Source organism: Mycetocola lacteus (assembly GCF_003667575.1).
GTDB classification, from domain to species: domain Bacteria; phylum Actinomycetota; class Actinomycetes; order Actinomycetales; family Microbacteriaceae; genus Mycetocola; species Mycetocola lacteus.
This window is the reverse complement of record NZ_RCUY01000001.1, coordinates 400,530-419,341: the sequence shown is the minus strand read 5'-3', so window position 1 is coordinate 419,341 and position 18,812 is coordinate 400,530. Positions and strand designations below refer to the sequence as shown.

The following is an 18,812-nucleotide window of genomic DNA, read 5'->3' as shown; positions in this document are numbered from 1 at the left end:
TTCCTAGCGGCGCAGGGCCAGCCGGGCCCAGTCTGCGTCGAGGGTGGCCAGGGTGCTCTTCGGATCGGCACCCAGCACGATCCCCTGCACGTAGTTTTCGGTGGGGATCGTCAGCGGAATCGCCTTGGACGCCCCCTGGTAGAAGGCCGCACGGTCGTAGTACTCGCGCATACCCACGATGCGCGGATCGGTGACCGGGGCCGCATCGGTGGTGGTGCCGTAGCCGAGGAACTTGGCGTTATAGTCGTCGATCACGCTCGGCTGGAACAGATAGCTAAGGAATTCGCGGGCGGCCTTTTGATGCTTGGACGCCTCGGGGATCCAGGCGGCGAGGTCGATGTTGACCCGCACCTTCAGGTCCTGGGGATTATCGGTCATCGGCAGCGGGAACGTCCCCAGCTGGAGATCGGGGGCGGTCTTGGCGATTTCGCCGAGCGCCCACGGCCCCTGGAAGTACATCGCCGCCTTGCCCTGGGCGAAGGCGAGGTTGCCGTCACCATAGCCTTTGGCCGCCGCGTCCTTATTGGTGTACTTCTGGGCGATTTGCTGCATCCGCTGGGTGGGTTCCAGCAGGGTCTTCTGGAACGAGACCGCCGAGTGAGCGCCCACATCGGTGCCCTCCTTGTTGAGTCCGGCGTAGAAGTCGGCCACGTTGACCATGCCGCCCACCGCATAGTCGAACCAGCCCTGGGCCACGGTCCAGGGATCCTTGAACGTGCCGTAGATCGGGGTGATCCCGGCGGCGGTGAGCTTCTCGCAGGCAGCCTGGAACTCCTCCCAGGTTTGCGGGATCGCGATGCCCTGCTCGGCGAAGATCTGCTTGTTGTAGATGACCGAGGCGGCCATGACCGAGTAGGGGAGCACACTCGTGCGGCCCTGATAGGTCGCGTACTGATCCACGAGCTTTTGCACATCGGGCAGGATGCGTGAGGCCTCGGGCATGTCTCCGAGATCGCTCAGTGCCCCGCGCTCCATGAACCGCGACATCTCCATGTTGTAGTTCAGGAGTCCGAGGTCCGGCGGATTGCCGCGCAGGAAGCCGGCTTGCAGATTGGCCGCCGTGTCGAGCGTCACGTGAATCTTGTTCTGCTCGGCGTTATAGGTTTTCACCAGCTCGCGGAAATAGGGGATCGCCTCGGGCTTGGAGAGGTAGAAACGAACGTTTTCGGGGCCCTGCGGGGCGCATCCGCTGAGAACGCCGGCGGCCACCGCCAGCGCGAGCGCGCCGGTGAGGAGTCGTCGCCGAGGCCCTCGCAGGGTTCGCGAACTTCGCGTATTTCGGGGAGTAAAGAGAGGCACGTCATTGTCCTTCCGAGTTCCCGGGAGTGGGAACGATGTTGATCCACTGAATAAATTTAGGAACCAAATCAACTTGAGGTAGAGCATAATAGGGGGAATATCGAAAGGTCAAGCATCGTGACGAGATCCCCAGCTCCCGCCGCAACGCAGCAGCGAGCGAGCCTCCAAGCCGTCCTGGAATACGCCTGGGACGCCGACATCTTCACCGCGACCGACGCCGTGGAGGCCACCGGGCTGACCCGGTCGACCTCGATCGAGGTGATCGAGCTGCTGATCGAACGCGGGCTGCTGTGCGAGCTGGATAACGCCCGGCTCGCCGGGGAGTATCGCAAGGGGCGTCCCTCGCGCAGGTTTGCGTTCTATGCCGACCGCAGCGTCCTGATCGGGGTGGACGCCGGCCGTTCCCACCTCACCGTGCGCGCGACCAATCTGCGCGGGGTTCTGCTTGCCCAGACCACTCGACGTCTCGATCCGAGCAATGAGAGCGCCGCCGAGCGTCGCACCGAGATCGACACGGCCATTGCGGACACCCTGGCCCAGGCTGAGCGCGAGCGCACCGATATCCTCTCGATCTGTGCCGGAGTCCCCGCCCCGGTGGATGCGCTGGGGCGCTCGCCGAAGCACCGCGAGGGGTTCTGGCAGCGGATGAACCCCGATCTGCCTGAGCTGCTGGGGGAGTGGGCCCCGATCGTCCGGGTAGAAAACGATGCGTCCCTCGCCGCGCTCGCCGAGGGGGGAATCGGCGGGGCGCAGGAAGCCGATGACTACATCACCCTGCTGGCCGGAGACCGCCTGGGCTCGGGCGTTATCCTCGCCGGGCACCTGCTGCGCGGGGCGCACGGGGGTGTGGGCGAAACCGTGGCGTTTGACCACGTGCCCGAGGTGGGTGGCGCCTACGGTGTGGGCTCTCGGATTCTTGAGTGGGCCGAGGAGGGGTGGGACCGGCTGCCCGCCGATCACCCGCTGGTGCGCGCCGGACTCCCCGCTCTCAGTGCCCGAGCGGTGCTGGATCAGGCGGAGGTCGGGGATGCCTGGTCGCAGGCGATCGTGGTGCGCGCCGGACACCTGCTGGCCCGGGTCGCCGCGGTGCTGGGAAGCCTGTTTAATCCGGCGCTGATCATCGTCTCGGGGGCCATCGCCGATGTGATCGAACCGGTCCTGGTGATCGCCCGGGAATCCCTGGCCGATCAGCTGGATCTTCCCGCCCCGGAGCTCGCGGCCTCGGATCTCGGCGCCGACGTGGTGGTGCTCGGGGCGGTATCGGGCGCGCTGCGTTCGGCGCGTGCCGGGGTGCTCGCGGTGGTTCCCGCAGTCGAGCGGATTCCCGCCGCGACGGAGGCCGCCGCCACTAATAGATAGCAATAGTTATGAAATAGCCTGGCCGGGCCACTAATCTGGGGATGCCCACCTCGGAATACCCGCCGAGACCCATGACCGCTCCGCGCCTCGGTACGGAGTTGAGGCTGCTTCAGGAGTTTCGTGAAAAACCCGCTCGCGTTTGTGCTGTCGTTGACCCTGCTGTTGGGCGGGACCGTGGCCCTCGGTTCCCTGGCTGCACCGAGCGCAGAGGCGGCTCCGGCCGCGGCTGCCGCGGCCGCACCCACGCTCGTGGTCGACGCCCTGCCCGTGAGTTTCCCCTATGGGCAGACCCCGAACATCACCGTGCGCCTCACCGGCGTTCCCGATGCCCTGGCGGATGCCGATTTCACCCTGGACGTTGACCTCTGGGGCAGCGGTGAGAGCGTGCGGAAGTGGTCCACACCGGTGCGCGGCGATCAGGCGCTGAGCCTGAACCTGCCCCCGAACCTGCCGTTTAAGCCCTATCAGCTGCGCTGGCGCGTGATCAGCCCGAACGAGGGGATCGCCGCGAGCTTCACCCCGCCGAATCGCGACTTCCGGATTGTGGGTTCCACGATCGACCTCAAACTTACCGGGCTCGCGGCGAACCATCCGCTGGGCACCCCGATCACCGCAACCGTGGAGACCGCGCGCGTCCCGGTGGGGGATCGCAGCATCTCCGTCTCCCTCCTCAAGACAACCGGTGGGGTGGGGAGTAGCGTCACTAAGACGGTGGTCCCCGGATCGAAGCGACAGATCCAGGTGACCGCCGAGCAGAAGATGTCCTTCTCCTTCGAGGATCTAGGCGAGCTGCCGGTGGGGCGCTACGACGTCTCGGTGCAGTTCCCGCAGACTGACGGGGTTCAGGGCGCGAGTACGCTGAATCCCACCCTGATCTATGCGCCGCCGATCTCGATCACCCCGATCCAGGTGCCGAGCTTTGTGTATGGTGCCGAGGCGATGGCGAAGCTGCGGATCAACGGCGTCGAGGCGACCATGCGAATCGACGCGCTGAACGAGCGCGGCAACGTCTGGGGGACCACCTACCGCGATCCGGTCATGGACAATACCGAGTTCTATGTGCCGATGCCCCCGAATCTGGAGCCGGGAAACTACACACTGAGGCTCTCCTTTTTCGACTCGAAGCTGAAAAACGAGAGTCCGATTGCACCCGTTGCGTTCACCGTGGCCAAGATCCCCACCACGCTGACCCTGGGCGCTGGCCGCGACACGTTCGCGAGCGAGATCGCGACCCTGAGTGCCACGCTCACCGGGGGCGAGGGCAACGTGTTCCTCGACATCACCGAACCCGACGGCCGGGTGCGCACGGTGCCGGCGCAGAAAATCACAGATGGGGGAAGCGCGGTATACGGCTTTGAGGTCACCAAGCCCGGCGTCCATCGGGTGGTCGCGCGCTATGCCGGAGATCGCCTGCACACGGAGGCACTGAGTGCCCCGCAGATTCTCAACGTGCTGCCGCGTCCGCTGACGCTCTCGGTGGATCCGGCCTCCCAGAAACTAGACCAGGCCAATGCGTTCCGTGTGCAGGTTCGTGACGTGCGCGATCCGGGGGCCGGTCCCGCCGGTCGCCTGAGCTATACGGTTACGCCGCCCACCGGAGTCCCCTACTCGGGCAGTATCTATGTGATTGCCGGGGGTGTGATGATCCCGCTGCCCGCGGGTGTCACCGGGGACTTCGGGGTCGAGCTGAAGATGCCCGAGGATGGACGCAATGCCGCGGTCAGCCTGTCTACCACGGTGTCGGTCAGCCCGATTCCCGTGACGCTCACCCCGCGGGTCGAGGGTGAGCTGCGCTACGGCGGTGGATCGGCGAGCATCATCACGCGCGAAACCAGCCTGTTCCCGCGCGAGCACCGTACCCACACCCTGGAAATCGACGGCGTTGCCGGACCGACCTGGAACCAGACCGATGCGGACGGCACCGAGGTGTCCAGCGAGATTGCCGTCCCCGAGAATCTGAGCGTGGGCGAGCATACGCTGCGGGTCATCAGCGCCGCGGACGCGCGCTTCACCCGCTCGGTCAGCGAGCCGCTGACCCTGACCGTGCACCCGGGGATCGCGCTGCCACGCGCGGTGTTCGAGCCATCCGGTGAGCTGGATTCGGTGGGATCGCTGCACGTGGACGTGGGACTCGACGGTGAGGCCACGGAGCCGGTTGAGGGCGCGATCGAGGTGCGGGTGGGAACGCCGAAGTCCGAGGAGCTTGGCACGCAGGCACCGTCCGCCGCTGACGAGGCCGCTGCTACCGAGCCGGCGGGCGGCCCGGCCGATTCCACCGCCGACCGAGACCCCTTTGTGCTGACCGGCACTCTCGAAAACGGACGTGTGACGGTAGATCTGCCGGCGGACCTTCCCGAGGGCATCCTGCCCGTCTCGGTCCGGTATCTCGGATCCGAAAACATCGCCCCCGCGCACACCGAGCTCTCGCTGCTGAGCTTTGCCGACCCCGGCCTGCCCGTGCCCGAGGACACCGGGATCACCGTGGGGATCGGGGCACCGCGCCTGCACCCGGGGGATCAGCAGACCCTCCGGTTGAGCGGCCTGCCGACGAACTCGGCTGCCGCCGCCGTGCTGTTGAGTGATGCCCGCAAGCTGGGAACCGTGCACGTGGATCAGGACGGCATCGGAACCCTGGCCTTCACCCTCCCTCCCGACCTCCCGCTGGGTACCCACCGCGTGGAGGTGCGCACCGAGGTGGGCATCTTCGCCGCCGCATTCGCGGTGGAGGCCCCGGTGATCATCGAGCCGACGCCGTCTCCCGAGCCGACGCCGACGCCCTCGCCCGAGCCGAGCACTTCGCCCCAGCCGAGCCAGAGCCCGGATCCGAGCGCCTTGCCCGGCATCGGTGCATCGCCCAGGCCGACCCACTCGTCCGTCAATCCGGGTGGCCCGACCGAAGCACGCGTGCCGGGAGCCCTCGACCGTGGCGCGCTGCCGGGGACTGGCACTACCCCGTTCCTCGCATCGCTGGTGGGTCTTGCCCTGTTCGGGGCCGGAACGATTCTTCTTGGGCGGAGAAAAGGGCACCGGTGATTCGGCTGTCAAATTGGGCCGATTCGGACGTACATACACCGATTTCTGACCGTATACTCGGCGTGGTCCCGACAATCGTGTAGCGTCGCTGTGTCCGCTGATCCTCGTCCAGCGGTGCGCGAAACGCTGGGGGACGACGTGCGCGCTGGTTCTTGTGACACCGCCGTGAGGCCCTCATCGCGGTGAGCATTGGATTCTGACCACATGAGCGTGAACCACAGCTTCCTGGCGGATAAGCCCGAATTTGTTGACTGGTTTGCTCGTGCCGATGCGCGGGTTCTCGCTGACGACGGCGACTCCTTCGTAATCGGTGTGGAGGAGATTGAACACAGGGTTGTCCTTGTCCCCGGAGGATCGGTCGTGATCAACCGTTTTGTGCGGGGCGAAGCCCGCGGTGTGGAGTTTCAGGCCGACCGTTGGATCGACGCAGAAAAATACCTCACGTTCCTGTTTGGCAACGACGTGCGTGAGCGAGCACAGCCTCGGATGCAGGGAATAATGTTGCGCCTGGATTCGGCCGTATTCCCTCACGGTTTTGATTGTGAGGTGCGGGACTCGCAGTTCGCGCTGACCTGGACGGATCCTACGGGGACACACGCCGTGCTGTGCGCTACCCGGCGTCAGGCGCGAGAGTTCGCCTATTATCAGCGTGTGAGCGCCGCGGAGCTGCGGCAATCGTTTGATGATCCGGCGGGTTGGCCATTGCTGACAAACGACCTTCGTGAGATGTCGATCACCGCGCTCAATGAGGACATGGTGCGCGAAGCCGCGCGTGACCGGCTCGAAGCGATCATTGCGGAAAAGGGATTTGGCACATACAACCTGTTTGGGGAGCCTTTGCGGAGAGAGTTTGAAACGGGAATCCTGTTTTCGGATGGAGTTTGGACCGTACATACCACCGGTGAGCGTGGATATAATTATCGGGAGCGTCACTACTCCGATGAGACAGAAGCGTCCAGAGTTTTTCTCTCAGAACTCAAACGCAACAACCACTATCTAGATGCTTATGTTGTGGCCCACCAACGCATGATGCAGGAGCACTCCGATAGCGTGGCCAAGGAAGCCGCGCGTGCTCGACTCGAGAAAATCATTGTGGAGCGCGGCTACCGCTCTTATAACCTCTTCCGGAATACGGGGCAAGGGGAGTACGAGACGGGAATCCTCCTGGAGAACGGCGTATGGACCGTTTATGTGACCCACGAGCGTGCCTCCGAGATCTACCGCAAGGACTTCGCCGACGAGGCGGAAGCCTACGAGATGTTCCTCTCTCACCTTCAATTCAACAACGAGGGTCGTGCTCAGCGGGACAAGGAACGCCGGCTCGAAGAGACGAGACTTGCGCATGAGGTGAGCGTGGAACCCACGGGGAATTTCACGGGATCCGACCAGGGAGTCACGGTTTTCTCGCCCGACAGCCTCGGCTCCCCATCACAAAAGGGCACGGCAACTGGTCGCCAGGATACAGGGAGAATTTCGTGGGCGCTTGGCCTGCTCGCGTTTGCCCCGATCCCTGTGTTGAACATCGTGGCCGCCGTTGTTGGGATGTTCGCCGCATATTCACCGGACGAGAATCGTGGGAATCAGGTCGCGGCCGATAATGCGCGCAACGCGGCAAACTGGGCGCTCACGGTGGTGACCGTGGGGGTGTTGGCCGGTGCTTATTTGTGGATCGTGAGCTCCAGTAGCCCTGAGGCTCAGGACGGATTCTTCCCTCTGGGCCTTGGCTTTCTGCTCCTACCCGTGATCTACATCACCCACCTGGTCGTCTCGATCTGTGGCACGGTGATTGCCGGGAAGAATCGGGTGTTTCGTAACCGCCTGGCGATCCCGTATCTGCGTGCGCCTCGCTACACGCCCGAGGAACTCGCCGATCCCGACTACTTTGATGACGACTTTGATGACGAGGAGTTTGGATCCCCCTATCCGCCGGCACCCCCGCGTGGCTACTAGCATGGGGGCATGACCTCTCGCGCGAATAACGCAGCGCCCAGATCGGCCCGTTCGCCCCGGCGTTCGCGCGGTGCAGTGGTTCGGCCCACGCCCCCGCAGGCCCGGCCCGAGGAGATCGACTTCAGTATTGCCGGGCAGGCGGAGGTCACGCCGTATCCGATCGAGTGGGAGCCGCACACCCATCCGATCCACGAGCTGCTGTGGGTGCGCTCGGGGGTGATGACCACCGGGATCGGCCGGGAGCGCTATACGCTGCCCCGTAATATCGGGATCTGGATTCCCGCGGGGATCGAGCACCACGGCCGGGTGAGCGGGGGAGCGGAGTTCCAGGCGAGCTTCTTCAACCCGGAAACCAGCACGTTCAACCCGCGGGTTCCGGTGTGTGTGGAGATCACCCCGCTGCTGCACGAACTCCTGGTGCACCTCGCCCAGGAGGACCTCGGTTCGGCGCAGCGCGAGCGTGCCGAGGGGCTGGTGTTTGACCTGCTCGCGCCCACCGCCATCCCGCTGAACCTGCCGATGCCCGAGGATGAGCGACTGCGCCCGATCGCCGAGGCACTGGTGGCCGACCCCGCCGATCCACGTGGCATCGAGGACTGGGCGCTCTCCCTCGGGTGCAGCGCCCGCACCCTCGCCCGAGCCTTCGAATCCGAGCTGGATCAGACCTTCGGATCCTGGCGGCAGCACGCCCGGGTACACGCGGCGCTCGGCTCGCTGAGCGACGGGGTCAGCGTGGCCGAGGCGGCGGCGAGCGTGGGCTACCACAACGCCAGCTCGTTCATCGCGGTCTTTGATCGGATCATGGGCACCACCCCGGGGCGCTACCGCGGTGCCCGGCCCGCGCGGAACGGAATCGCGAATGAGTAACCGCAACACCCTGGTCATCGACGGCGACCTGCTGCGTGTGCGGCCCCGCGGCCTGGACCGTTTCTGGTGCTTCCGCCGCGAACTCGCGGTCCCGCTGGCCTCGATCAGTGAGGTGCGGGTGCTGCCCAAGAAGGGCGTGGCCCGCGGACTGCGCACGCTTGGCCTGGACCTCGGGTTCAAGATTTCCGGGACCTACTATGCCGAGGGATCCGTGAACTTCTGGAACTATCGCGCCGCGGGACCCCTGCTAGCCATCACCCTTGCCCCCGCGCAGGAGGGATTCACCCACCTGTTCCTGTCGGTGGGGGATCCGGAAGAGCTGCGCGAGCGGATCGAGAAAGCCCGCGCAGCCCGCCGATAGGCTGCGCGTGATCAGAGCGGCAGCGTGCTGAGTACCAGGCGTCCGGCCACCTCGCGGCTTTCCATCCGGCGATGCGCTTCGGCAGCCGCCGAGAGGGGCAGTACCTCGACCTCGACGTCGCCGAGTCCCGCAGCCACCGCCTCGCGCGCGGCTTCGAGAGCCGGGCGAATCAGGTGCGGATGGGTGGGCAAATAGGCACCGGAGTTGAACCCGGAGACGGTGATGCTGCGCAGCCACAGCTGGTTGCTGTCGAGTGAGTGATTCCACTGCTCGCTGGCGTTCCCGGCGAGGATGATGCGGCCGCCGGGGTTCAGGAGGTCGAGGCTCGCCGTGCGCACCTCGCCACCCACGGCGTCGATGATCACGTCAAACTTTTCTCCCGCCAGCTCGTCGAGGATGCGGGCCGAGTCGATGATCCGGTCATAGGGCAGGGAGCTGGCCTGGGCCGCGTCCAGCTTGGACGCGCGCACGGTCCCGACCACCTCGGCGGCACCGAGCGTCTTGGCGATCCCCGGGAAGGCGGCGGCAAATCCGCCCAGTGCGCCGTGCACCAGCACGCGCTCACCCGCGGCCAGGTGCGCCACGGCGGTGAGCGCGGCGTGGGCCATCGCCGCATTGGGGATCACCGAGACGGCGAGGGCGGGGTCAATAGAGAAGCCCTCGATCGATACCACCGAGGTGGTGGCGGCCAGATAGATTTCGGCGTATCCGCCGGTGCCGCCGCGGGACATCGACACCACGCGCTCGCCCACCCGGAATTCGGTCACGCCCGCGCCCAGGGCACGCACGGTTCCGGTGACCTCGAGCCCGGGAATGAACGCCGGCTGCGGCATTCCGGGGACATCCCGGTACAGTCCCTGGCGGACAAACACGTCGATCAGGCCGACCGCCGCATGGGTCACGTCGATCGAAATCTCACCGGGACCGGGCAGGAGATCGGGGAGCTCGGAGAGCTGGAGGACATCGGGTGTTCCGAAGGCCGTGGCCTGTACTGCACGCATGTTGACACCTTTCAATTTAACGCACCTAGTGATGCGTTAAGAACGATAACACATAATGCATCACGATGTGCGTTAAGATGTATGCATGACCATTCAGCGGGCAAGATCCAGTGATGCCAAGGCGCAGCGCGCCGAAGACCTGCTTGATGCCGCCGAATCCCTGGCGCTTGAGCTGGGGGGAGTGCGCCATGTCACCCTGGCTCCGGTTACCGAGCGGGCGGGCCTGCATCGTACGGCCGTGCGCCGCTACTTCGAGAGCAAGGAGGAGCTGCTGCTTGAACTGGCCGAACGTGGCTGGAAGCAGTGGCGCGAATCCATCGATTTGGCACTCGAGGGGCGCGCGGGGCTCGATGCGCGCGCGGTGGCCGACGTGCTCACCGACACGCTCACCGCGCTGCCGGTCTTCTGTGACTGCCTCACCCATGTGGCCCTCAGTCTCGAAGGGGATGTCTCGATTGAGCGCGCCCGCCGATTCAAGCGCAATGCCTTCAGTGAGCACGATGCGCTGGTGGCGGCATTGACCGATGCCAGCGTCCTCTCCGTCGAGGTGGTGACCGCGCTGGTTCCCGCGGCCTCGGCCCTGGCGGCGAGCATGTGGCAGGTATCGCACCCGAGTCCGTCGCTTGCCGAACTCTATGTGCAGGAGCCGCAGTGGGGGCATGTCGCCTATGATTTTGAGCCGCGACTGCGCCTCCTGGTCGAGTCCACGGCGATCGGGTTGTCCGAAACGCTGCCGCGCCGAGCGGAATAGTCTCGGCCCGCCATCGCTGTCCGAATCGCCGGATCCGGTGTCAGTCTTTGGTGATTGCGTCATGAATTGACCGCCTATAGCCTTGAAGTTAGGTAAGGCTGGGCTGAATTCGCGCTCGGTCATCGAAAGACAAGAGATCCCCGCATGAGCGCACTCCCGGTGCCCCGTGCCGCGAAAACCGCGCACGGCACCCTCCGATCGGCACGCTCGCGTACCCTCATCCTGATTCTCGGAATCATCATCCTGGTGCTGCTGGCGGTGCTGAGTCTTTTTGTTGGGTCGGGACGACTCAGCGTCGCCCAGACCTGGGCTGCGCTCACCGGGGGACAGGTTGACGCGACCGGGATCATCGTGCGCGACTATCGCGTTCCCCGCACTATCCTGGCGCTGATCGTCGGGGCCGGACTCGGTGCCAGCGGCGCGCTAATCCAGGCGATCACCCGCAACCCGCTCGCCGACCCCGGCATCCTCGGGGTCAACGCCGGGTCCTACCTGTGTGTGGTCATCGGTGCCGCGTTCTTCGGCGCGGGCGGCACGCTCGGCCAGGTGTGGTGGGCACTCGGCGGGGCACTGGTCACCAGCGTCGCGGTGTATCTGATCGGGACCGCCGGACGCCACGGCGCCAGCCCGGTCCAACTCGTCCTCACCGGTGTCGCGCTCGGTGCGATCTTCACCGGCATCAGCTCGGCGATCACCCTGCTCACGCCCGAAGCCTTTGACAAGCTGCGCTTCTGGGCAGCCGGATCCCTGCAGGGCCGCCAGATGGACACAGTGATCGCCGTCGCACCGTTCCTGATTCTGGGACTCCTGATTGCGCTCACCCTGTCCTCCTCGCTCAACGCGCTCGCCCTCGGCGACGAGGTCGCCCGCTCGCTGGGGACCCGGGTCGCGCTGCTGCGCGCCGTCTCGATCATCGTGATCACCGTGCTCTGTGGGGCATCCACCGCCGCGGTCGGCCCAATCGGCTTCCTCGGGCTGATGGCCCCGCACGCGGTGCGCTCGCTGGTGGGGCCGGACCAGCGCTGGGTCATTCCGCTGAGCATGATCGGCGCGCCCATCATCTTCCTCACCGCCGACATGATCGGCCGTGTGCTGGTGCAGTCGGAGCTGCCGGTGGGGATTGTCACCGCGTTCCTCGGAGCCCCGATCCTGATCTGGCTCGTGCGCCGAAAGGAGGCGAAGGGACTGTGAACTCGGCACCCATTGCTCCCACCCTGCGCGCCTCGGGCGAGCGCGTTTTCCGCGTGCGCGGCCTGAGCCTGCGCATCCACCGTCGCTCATTCTGGGTCGGCCTCGCCTGCCTGATCGTCGCCCTCGGCGTGGCCGGCTACTCGCTCACCATCGGCGATCTGCCGCTGTCCCTCGGCGATGTCTGGGCGGCGCTCACCGGCCACGCCGACCCCGGAACCACCCGGATCGTCCTGGACTGGCGCCTCCCGCGCGTGCTGATGGCACTCTTCGGCGGAATCGCCCTGGCGATGAGCGGCGCGGTGTTCCAAACCCTCACCGGCAACCCGCTCGGCAGCCCCGACATCATCGGCTTCAACACCGGGGCATACACCGGCGCGCTGCTCTCGATGCTCGTGGTCGGCGGCGGTTCCACCGGGACCACCGTGGGCGCGCTGATCGGCGGCACCGCAACCGGCGCGCTGGTCTACCTGCTGGCGCTGCGCCACGGCCTGCACGGATACCGACTGATCGTAATCGGCATCGGGGTCAGCGCGATGCTCGGGGCGATCAACTCCTACCTGATGATCACGGTCAAACTCGAGGCCGCGATCACCGCCCAGGTGTGGGGTGCGGGCTCGCTCAATACAATCCGCTGGATCGATCTGACCCCCACCATCCTGATCACCCTGATCTGCCTCCCGCTGCTGCTCGCGCTCTGGCGTCAGGCGGGCATGCTGGGTCTCGGCGTGGAGACGGCCTCGGGACGCGGCGTGAACATAAAACTCCTCCGGGTTGCGCTGCTCGGCCTCGGCGTGGTGTTGACCGCCGCCGTCACCGCGGTGGCCGGACCGATCGCGTTTGTCGCGCTGGTCGCCCCGCAGATCGCGCTGCGACTTTGCCGCGGCCCCGGCATCCCGCTGCTGCCCACCGCGTTCCTCGGGGCCGCCCTCCTCGTCATCAGCGATCTGGTCGCCCGCACCCTGCTCGCCCCGGTCCAGCTTCCGGTCGGCGTGGTCACCGTGGTGCTCGGAGGCGGATACCTCGTCTGGATGCTGATTTCCCGTCTGCGAAAGGCCTAACCCATGGCACCCGAATCCACCCTCGAAGCGGTCTCCCTGCGGGTCGGCTACGGCCAGAACCCGATCCTGCCCGAGCTCAGCGTCACCATCCCGCCGGGATCGTTCACGGTGATCGTGGGACCCAATGCGTGCGGCAAGTCCACTCTGCTGAAGTCCCTCGCCCGGATCCTCCCGGTCGAGTCCGGCCGGGTGCTGCTGGACGGCGCGGACATCAAGGCGCTGCGGACCAAGGAGCTGGCGCGCCGGGTGGGACTGCTGCCGCAGTCCTCGGTGGCCCCCGAGGCGATCACCGTGATCGACCTGGTGTCGCGGGGGCGGCATCCACACCAGGGTGTGTTCAGGCAGTGGTCCGCCGAGGACGAGGCGAAGGTTGCCCGCGCCCTGGAGGACACCGGACTGAGCGACCTGGCCTCGGCCACCGTGGACAGGCTCTCCGGCGGACAGCGCCAGCGGGTGTGGATCGCGATGGTCCTCGCCCAGGACACCCCGATTGTGCTGCTGGATGAGCCCACGACCTTCCTCGACCTGGCCCATCAGATCGAGGTTCTGGAACTGTGCGCCCGGCTGCACCGCGACGGCCGGACCCTGGTTGCCGTACTGCACGACCTCAATCAGGCCGCCCGCTATGCGACCCACCTGATTGCGTTGCACGCGGGCACCATCGTCGCCGAGGGTGCCCCGGCCGCGGTCCTGACCGAGGAAACCGTCGAGCGGGTCTTCGGGGTGCGTGCCCGGATCATCCCCGACCCCGAAACCGGAACCCCACTGATCGTGCCGCGCGCGCAGGGGGCGGTCGCCTCCTCTTCCGGCACACCCTAGCCCTACCCGTCCGAACCATTCCCGAGAGAAAGAGGAATCATGTCCCGTACCTCCCTGGTGCGTCGCACCCTGACCGCCCTGGCGGCGCTCACCGTGGCCGGGCTCGCGCTCACCGCGTGTGCCACCGGCGAAAATTTGGGTGACAAACCCGCCTCCGGCGACCTCCTCGCCTCGGTAGACACCAACTTTGGCAAGATCGATATCCCCAAGCCCAAGGACGGCAAGCAGCTGCGCGTCGTGGCGCTGGGCTGGTCCGACGGCGAGGTGGCACTCTCGCTCGGCGTGAAGCCGGTGGCAATCTACGACTGGCAGTCCTTCGGTGAGAAGAATAAGGGGGTGGGTCCCTGGGCCACCGCCGAGTTTGGGAAGGACACCCCGGTGCTGATCCCGCGCACCGACGCAACCCTGAACTATGAGCAGATCCAGTCCCTCAACCCCGACGTGATCCTCAACGTGCGGGCGGCCCTGGACGAGAAGGTCTGGCAGCGGCTGAACGAGATCGCCCCGACCGTGAGCGCCGTCAAGGGCACCCCGGACTACGCGGTCAAGTGGACCGATCACACCCGGATGATCGCCAAGGTGCTGGGCAAGGAGAAGGAGGGCGAAACCCTGATCAAGGGCCTCGAGGACAAGATCGCCACCATCCGCAGCGAGCACCCCGAGTTTGCCGGAAAGACCTTCACCTCGGGCTCCAAATTCGGTGACGCCTATGGTGCCAGCCTGCCCGGCGACGCCCGCTTCGACCTGTACGGCGACCTCGGGTTTGTGCTGAACCCGACCATCAAGGCGCTGCCCGCGCAGGGATTCTACGCCCCGGTATCGGTTGAGCAGGTCCCGGCGATGGACGCGGACACCGCGGTCCTCACCACGATTGGTTACCCGCTGCAGGCCATCAAGGATGACGCGCTGATCCAGGCACTGCCGATGGTCAAGGACGGTCGCGCGATCTTCGCCGACCCCGAGGGCATCGTCATGGCCGGATCGAGCGCCGGGACCATCCGCGCGCTCGAACTGACCCTGGATGAGGTTGTCCCGCAGCTGGCCGACTCGGTCGCCAAGCTCGGTAAATAACCCCGCAGAAAAAGCCGGCCGGATCTCGAGGATCCGGCCGGCTTTATCGTGCCCGGGACTACTCGGCGGGGGCTCCAAAGTTGGCCACCAGCGGGTCGGCACCCACCCGGCCGGTCTGCGGCAGGTGGGTGATCCGCGCGAGTTCCTCGGCGCTCAGCTCGAAGTCGAACACCTGAATGTTCTCGGAAATCCGCGCCTCGGAGAGCGACTTGGGGATCACGATCAGACCGTTCTGCAGGTGCCAGCGGATGATGACCTGCGCGGCCGAGCGGCCGTGGGCGGCGGCGATCTCGGCGATCACCGGATCGGTCAGCACCGTGTTGGGCTTGCTGCCCGGACCCCATCCCGAGTTCGAGGTGCCACCCAGCGGGCTCCACGAGGTGATCGCGGTGCCGTCGGTCAGCGCACGCTCGCGCAGCTCGTCCTGGTTGAACCCGGGGTGCAGCTCGATCTGGTTGACCGCGGGCACGGAAGCCCCGGCCGCCCGCAGCTGGTCGAGGTGAACCTGCTCAAAGTTGGAGACACCGATCGAGCGCACCCGGCCCGAGTCGCGGATCTCCTCGAGCGCGCGCCAGGTGTCGATGCGGCGCTGGTCGTTCTGCAGCGGCCAGTGGATCAGGTACAGGTCGACATAGTCGAGGCCCAGCTTGTCGAGGCTCACCGAGAACGCATCGAGGGTCTGCTGATAGCCCTGGTCCTGGTTGCGCAGCTTGGTGGTGACAAACAGGTCGTCCCGGTCCAGGCCCGCGCGGGCGATCGCGCGCCCCACACCGGCCTCATTCTCGTAGCCTGCGGCCGTATCAATGTGGGTATACCCGGCCTCGGCGAGGGCATAGTGCACCACGCGCTCTGCCTCATCGTCGGTGGCCTGCCAGACGCCGAGGCCCAGCTGGGGCATCTGACGACCGGAGTTGAGCAGGATCTGCGGGATGGAAAGGGTCATAGGGGAGTCTCCAATAGCCGAGTGACGTCGCCGAAGCGCGGCGTATCCCTCAGCCTATGCCCGTCGCCTCGAAGCTGCCAGGGTGTGGCGGGCCGTGTTACGGCCGGGTGCTGCGGTGTTCGTGGATCGCCTCGAGCGTGGTGAGCAGGGTCTGGGCCGAGCGCGCCCAGCTGAAGGTCTTGATGTGTGCGGTCCCGGCGGCCACGAGTTCGGCGCGGCGCGCATCATCGTCGAGTTCGAGGATGCGGGCGGCCGCCTGCGAGGGGGCATTGACGTCGAAGTAGAGGGCACCGTCGCCGGCAACCTCGCGGAAGATCGGCATATCGCTGATGACCGCGGGTACGCCGAGCTCGAGTGCCTCGGCCACCGGAAGCCCGTAGCCCTCATCCTTGCTGGCGGTCACCAGGATCGCCCGGTTCTGCAGCATGGCCTCGTACTCGGCGTCGGTCACCCCGTTGTGGAAGATCACGCTGGCACCGGTGGGGATCAGCTCCTCCAGCTCGGCCCGGCGCTCGGGGGTGATCCGGCTGAGCAGGTGCAGGGTGTGCTCGGGCAGGTCGCCCATCGCCCGAATCAGGGTTTCCACGTTTTTGTAGGGCATAAACGAGCCCATATACACGAGGTTGCGCGGAGCCTGGGAGGTATCGGCGAGCGGGGCATCGCCGCGCGGCTGCGGGGCATTGGGGATCACCACAACCGGGCGACGGGTGAGCTTCACCCGCTCAAAGTCCGCCTTCGAGGTCTCGCTCACGGTGGCCACCACATCGGCGGCATTCAGCGTGATGCGCTGCGGCAGATAGGACAGGTGGAACGCTCGCCAGCCGAGCCGGATGGGCCACGCCAGGTTTTTCGGAGGGGTGCGGTGGCGGTAGTAGATCATGTCGTGCAGGGTCAGCACCAGGCCAAACTTTCGCCCGGCGGCACCGATGGTCTGCATCGCCGAGAACACCACGTCCGGGCGATAGCGGTTGAGGATGCGCGCGGTGAAGGGCTCGCGCCAGGATGTCGGCGCGTGAATCAGCAGGGTGTCTGCGTCCGCCGGCAGCGAGTCGCGCTGCGCCGGATCGTGGATCAGGAAGGTCACCGGGGTGAGCTCGGACAGTGCCGCCGCCAGACTGGCCGAATAGCGGCTGATCCCGTCGTGAAAATCGGTACGGATGTAGCGTGCATCGAACAGGATCTTCATCCCCCGAGCCTATCAGCGCACCGCCTCGGACATGCCAGAGCCCCCGGCCGCTGGGCGACCGGGGGCGTGTGGAAATGTTGTTGGGGTTTAGCGTGCGCGGGCGGGGCGGCTGGACCGGCTGGTGATGACCTCACCGGGCTTGATCAGGCCCATCTTGACGGCACGGTTGTTGATTGCGAAGCGCTGTACGGCGAGCATCAGGGCCAGGTAGAAGGTCAGGGTAGCAACACCCAGGCCCTCGGCGACGAACAGGTCAACCAGGAGGTGCTGGGCGATACCCACGATCCACAGGACGCCGGTGAGCCAGGATCCCTGACGCATCGCGGTGCCGTTATCCGACCAGAGGCGCACGGTGTGGGCACGGTACAGGGCGATGCCGGCACCGATCGCGATGCTCACCAGGGTGAGGAGAACGTCGCTGACGGTCAGCGGGTGATCTGCCAGAAACCCATAGGCACGGGCCACACCGATAGCCGCCAGAATGATCCACAGCTTGTGGGAGGTGGTGAGGGGCTTGACCCGCAGCTGGTTGATGAGCAGCCAGGCGAGGATGACGACGCTAATAACAACATTGATCAGAATTTCCATGTCTTCAGTCTGCTCGGGGCACCCACCTCGGCGGATCAACCATCCGGGTGGAGAAACGGGTGGAGATCAAGGTCTAAGCCTTCCTTTGATGGGTAAATCACGCATGATTGAGTCATGAGCCTGACCAGTCCCGCCCCCGCGCACCGGCACTCCGACCGTGTGGTGAGCCCCGGGCGTACCCTCGCACGGATGATCGTGCACCTCTTCGGAGTGGTCGCCGCGGTGGCCGCTACCTTTGGTTTGGCCGGGCCGTTTGCCACCAAGACCACCGCGATTGTGCTCACGCTGATCGCCTGCGTGCTGTGGTGTCTGGCCGCGTTCTACTGGCCTCGGCTGAGCGATACCGAGTTCTTCCGCGCGTGGTCACTGATTGTTATTCTCGGCGGGGTCGCCGGCGGGCTGGGCTCGGGCGGCGCATCGATCGTGGTTCCGGTGGCGGTGTTTGTGCTGCTGGGATCGCCCTGGATCCCGATTCCGCGCACGCTCTGGGTCGGCGCGATCGGGCTCGCGGGCTACCTCATTGCGCGCCTGTTCGCCCCGGGGATTGAACCCAACGATCTGCCGCTGCTGATCAGCCTGGTCGGGGTGGTGGGCGTCTCGCTGATGCGCCGGATGGCCTCCACCGAGCGTGAGGCCGACCGCGCACTGCTCGTGCAGCGCGCGGAAACCGCGGCGCTCGCCGAGCGCACCCGGTTGGCCCGCGACCTGCACGATGTGCTGGCGCACTCGCTGGGCGGACTGGTCATGCAGCTGGATGCGATCGACGTGATTGCCGAGGCACAGTCGGCCGATCCGGCGCTGCGTGAGCGCATCCGTGGCGCACGCACCCTCGCCCAGGAGGGGCTGGAGGATGCGCGCCGGGCGGTGGCCGCGCTGCGCGAATCCGGCTCGCTGGCCGAGGCCCTGGACACCCTGAAACGGCACGCGGATGCGCTGGGTCACGCGGTCACCATCGAAACCGAGGGGGATCTGGACACCGTGCCCGCGGCGGTCACCGACGCGCTGCGGGCGGCCGTGACCGAGGCTCTGACAAACGCCCGTAAGCATGCTCCCGGAGCTGCCAGCACGGTGCGGGTGGAAGCCTCGGCGAACCGTGCGCTGGTGCGGATCTCCACCGGTGCCCCGGTCGCCGGGGCCGCCGGGTCGGCAATCCCCTCGGGCGGTCACGGCCTGGGCGGCCTGCGCGAGCGATTTAGCGCCCTGGGTGGGACACTCAGCGCGGGTGAGGTGGAGGGCGACTGGGTCGTCACCGGCGAAATCGAGTATCGCTAATGCGGGCCGAGATTCCCGGGGTCTGGGATACTAGAGTGCCCGGAAAAACCGCCGGGCCTGGCG

At 66.4% G+C, this 18,812-nt stretch carries 16 protein-coding genes; 11 read left to right on the top strand and 5 right to left on the bottom strand.

What is annotated here, in order from left to right:
* Positions 1 to 3: 3 nt before the first annotated feature.
* Positions 4 to 1,299, bottom strand: a complete 1,296-nt coding sequence (locus D9V34_RS01895) for an ABC transporter substrate-binding protein (protein WP_425454443.1) — start codon at positions 1,297 to 1,299, stop codon at positions 4 to 6.
* Between the two features lie 117 nt (positions 1,300 to 1,416).
* Between D9V34_RS01895 and D9V34_RS01890 the strand changes: the two genes are divergently transcribed.
* The 5 genes from D9V34_RS01890 to D9V34_RS01870 all read left to right on the top strand — a co-directional run bounded on the left by D9V34_RS01890 (position 1,417) and on the right by D9V34_RS01870 (position 8,869).
* On the top strand, positions 1,417 to 2,658 hold the full coding sequence (locus D9V34_RS01890; protein WP_121687242.1) for an ROK family protein: 1,242 nt from the start codon (positions 1,417 to 1,419) through the stop codon (positions 2,656 to 2,658).
* Between the two features lie 120 nt (positions 2,659 to 2,778).
* Positions 2,779 to 5,691, top strand: a complete 2,913-nt coding sequence (locus tag D9V34_RS01885; RefSeq protein ID WP_121687241.1) for a hypothetical protein — start codon at positions 2,779 to 2,781, stop codon at positions 5,689 to 5,691.
* A 204-nt stretch (positions 5,692 to 5,895) separates the two neighbouring features.
* Entirely contained in the window at positions 5,896 to 7,641 is a 1,746-nt protein-coding gene (locus D9V34_RS01880; RefSeq protein WP_121687240.1) for an Imm59 family immunity protein, read from the top strand.
* Positions 7,642 to 7,650: 9 nt separating this feature from the next.
* Complete coding sequence (locus D9V34_RS01875; RefSeq protein ID WP_121687239.1) at positions 7,651 to 8,508, top strand: helix-turn-helix transcriptional regulator; 858 nt, start codon at positions 7,651 to 7,653, stop codon at positions 8,506 to 8,508.
* Positions 8,501 to 8,869, top strand: a complete 369-nt coding sequence (locus D9V34_RS01870; RefSeq protein WP_121687238.1) for a hypothetical protein — start codon at positions 8,501 to 8,503, stop codon at positions 8,867 to 8,869. The genes D9V34_RS01875 and D9V34_RS01870 overlap by 8 nt, the downstream gene beginning before the upstream one ends.
* An 11-nt stretch (positions 8,870 to 8,880) precedes the next feature.
* On the opposite strand, the gene D9V34_RS01865 is transcribed toward D9V34_RS01870, so the two are convergent.
* Positions 8,881 to 9,870 (bottom strand): quinone oxidoreductase family protein, encoded by a 990-nt coding sequence (locus D9V34_RS01865; protein ID WP_121687237.1) that lies wholly within the window; start codon positions 9,868 to 9,870, stop codon positions 8,881 to 8,883.
* Between the two features lie 85 nt (positions 9,871 to 9,955).
* Between D9V34_RS01865 and D9V34_RS01860 the strand changes: the two genes are divergently transcribed.
* The 5 genes from D9V34_RS01860 to D9V34_RS01840 all read left to right on the top strand — a co-directional run bounded on the left by D9V34_RS01860 (position 9,956) and on the right by D9V34_RS01840 (position 14,760).
* Positions 9,956 to 10,621, top strand: coding sequence for a TetR/AcrR family transcriptional regulator (locus D9V34_RS01860; RefSeq protein ID WP_121687236.1), 666 nt, complete (start codon positions 9,956 to 9,958; stop codon positions 10,619 to 10,621).
* Positions 10,622 to 10,765: 144 nt separating this feature from the next.
* Positions 10,766 to 11,812 carry a FecCD family ABC transporter permease gene (locus D9V34_RS01855; RefSeq protein ID WP_121687235.1) on the top strand — a complete coding sequence of 349 codons (1,047 nt, stop codon included), beginning with the start codon at positions 10,766 to 10,768 and terminating at the stop codon, positions 11,810 to 11,812.
* On the top strand, positions 11,809 to 12,870 hold the full coding sequence (locus D9V34_RS01850; protein ID WP_121687234.1) for a FecCD family ABC transporter permease: 1,062 nt from the start codon (positions 11,809 to 11,811) through the stop codon (positions 12,868 to 12,870). Before D9V34_RS01855 ends, D9V34_RS01850 begins: the two co-directional genes overlap by 4 nt.
* Before the next feature lie 3 nt (positions 12,871 to 12,873).
* Positions 12,874 to 13,689, top strand: a complete 816-nt coding sequence (locus tag D9V34_RS01845) for an ABC transporter ATP-binding protein (protein ID WP_121687233.1) — start codon at positions 12,874 to 12,876, stop codon at positions 13,687 to 13,689.
* A gap of 39 nt (positions 13,690 to 13,728) precedes the next feature.
* On the top strand, positions 13,729 to 14,760 hold the full coding sequence (locus D9V34_RS01840) for an iron-siderophore ABC transporter substrate-binding protein (protein WP_121687232.1): 1,032 nt from the start codon (positions 13,729 to 13,731) through the stop codon (positions 14,758 to 14,760).
* Between the two features lie 58 nt (positions 14,761 to 14,818).
* On the opposite strand, the gene D9V34_RS01835 is transcribed toward D9V34_RS01840, so the two are convergent.
* From D9V34_RS01835 to D9V34_RS01825, 3 genes are all read right to left on the bottom strand, one after another.
* The gene (locus D9V34_RS01835; protein ID WP_121687231.1) at positions 14,819 to 15,703 is read right to left on the bottom strand and encodes an aldo/keto reductase; all 885 of its coding nucleotides are present in this window, start codon (positions 15,701 to 15,703) and stop codon (positions 14,819 to 14,821) included.
* A gap of 97 nt (positions 15,704 to 15,800) precedes the next feature.
* Positions 15,801 to 16,889, bottom strand: a complete 1,089-nt coding sequence (locus D9V34_RS01830; RefSeq protein WP_121687230.1) for a glycosyltransferase family 4 protein — start codon at positions 16,887 to 16,889, stop codon at positions 15,801 to 15,803.
* Between the two features lie 87 nt (positions 16,890 to 16,976).
* Positions 16,977 to 17,477, bottom strand: a complete 501-nt coding sequence (locus D9V34_RS01825) for a hypothetical protein (RefSeq protein ID WP_121687229.1) — start codon at positions 17,475 to 17,477, stop codon at positions 16,977 to 16,979.
* A 114-nt stretch (positions 17,478 to 17,591) separates the two neighbouring features.
* On the opposite strand from D9V34_RS01825, the gene D9V34_RS01820 reads away from it, so the two are divergent.
* Complete coding sequence (locus D9V34_RS01820) at positions 17,592 to 18,749, top strand: sensor histidine kinase (protein ID WP_121687228.1); 1,158 nt, start codon at positions 17,592 to 17,594, stop codon at positions 18,747 to 18,749.
* The last annotated feature ends 63 nt before the right edge of the window (positions 18,750 to 18,812 follow it).

What these genes read in the sequence shown, in the direction of transcription:
- D9V34_RS01880 (WP_121687240.1), top strand. Translation starts at nt 5,896, where the DNA reads ATGAGCGTGAACCACAGCTTCCTGGCGGATAAGCCCGAATTTGTTGAC.
- D9V34_RS01875 (WP_121687239.1), top strand. Translation starts at nt 7,651, where the DNA reads ATGACCTCTCGCGCGAATAACGCAGCGCCCAGATCGGCCCGTTCGCCC.
- D9V34_RS01870 (WP_121687238.1), top strand. Translation starts at nt 8,501, where the DNA reads ATGAGTAACCGCAACACCCTGGTCATCGACGGCGACCTGCTGCGTGTG.
- D9V34_RS01865 (WP_121687237.1), bottom strand. Translation starts at nt 9,870, where the DNA reads ATGCGTGCAGTACAGGCCACGGCCTTCGGAACACCCGATGTCCTCCAG.
- D9V34_RS01860 (WP_121687236.1), top strand. Translation starts at nt 9,956, where the DNA reads ATGACCATTCAGCGGGCAAGATCCAGTGATGCCAAGGCGCAGCGCGCC.
- D9V34_RS01855 (WP_121687235.1), top strand. Translation starts at nt 10,766, where the DNA reads ATGAGCGCACTCCCGGTGCCCCGTGCCGCGAAAACCGCGCACGGCACC.
- D9V34_RS01845 (WP_121687233.1), top strand. Translation starts at nt 12,874, where the DNA reads ATGGCACCCGAATCCACCCTCGAAGCGGTCTCCCTGCGGGTCGGCTAC.
- D9V34_RS01840 (WP_121687232.1), top strand. Translation starts at nt 13,729, where the DNA reads ATGTCCCGTACCTCCCTGGTGCGTCGCACCCTGACCGCCCTGGCGGCG.
- D9V34_RS01835 (WP_121687231.1), bottom strand. Translation starts at nt 15,703, where the DNA reads ATGACCCTTTCCATCCCGCAGATCCTGCTCAACTCCGGTCGTCAGATG.
- D9V34_RS01830 (WP_121687230.1), bottom strand. Translation starts at nt 16,889, where the DNA reads ATGAAGATCCTGTTCGATGCACGCTACATCCGTACCGATTTTCACGAC.
- D9V34_RS01825 (WP_121687229.1), bottom strand. Translation starts at nt 17,477, where the DNA reads ATGGAAATTCTGATCAATGTTGTTATTAGCGTCGTCATCCTCGCCTGG.
- D9V34_RS01820 (WP_121687228.1), top strand. Translation starts at nt 17,592, where the DNA reads ATGAGCCTGACCAGTCCCGCCCCCGCGCACCGGCACTCCGACCGTGTG.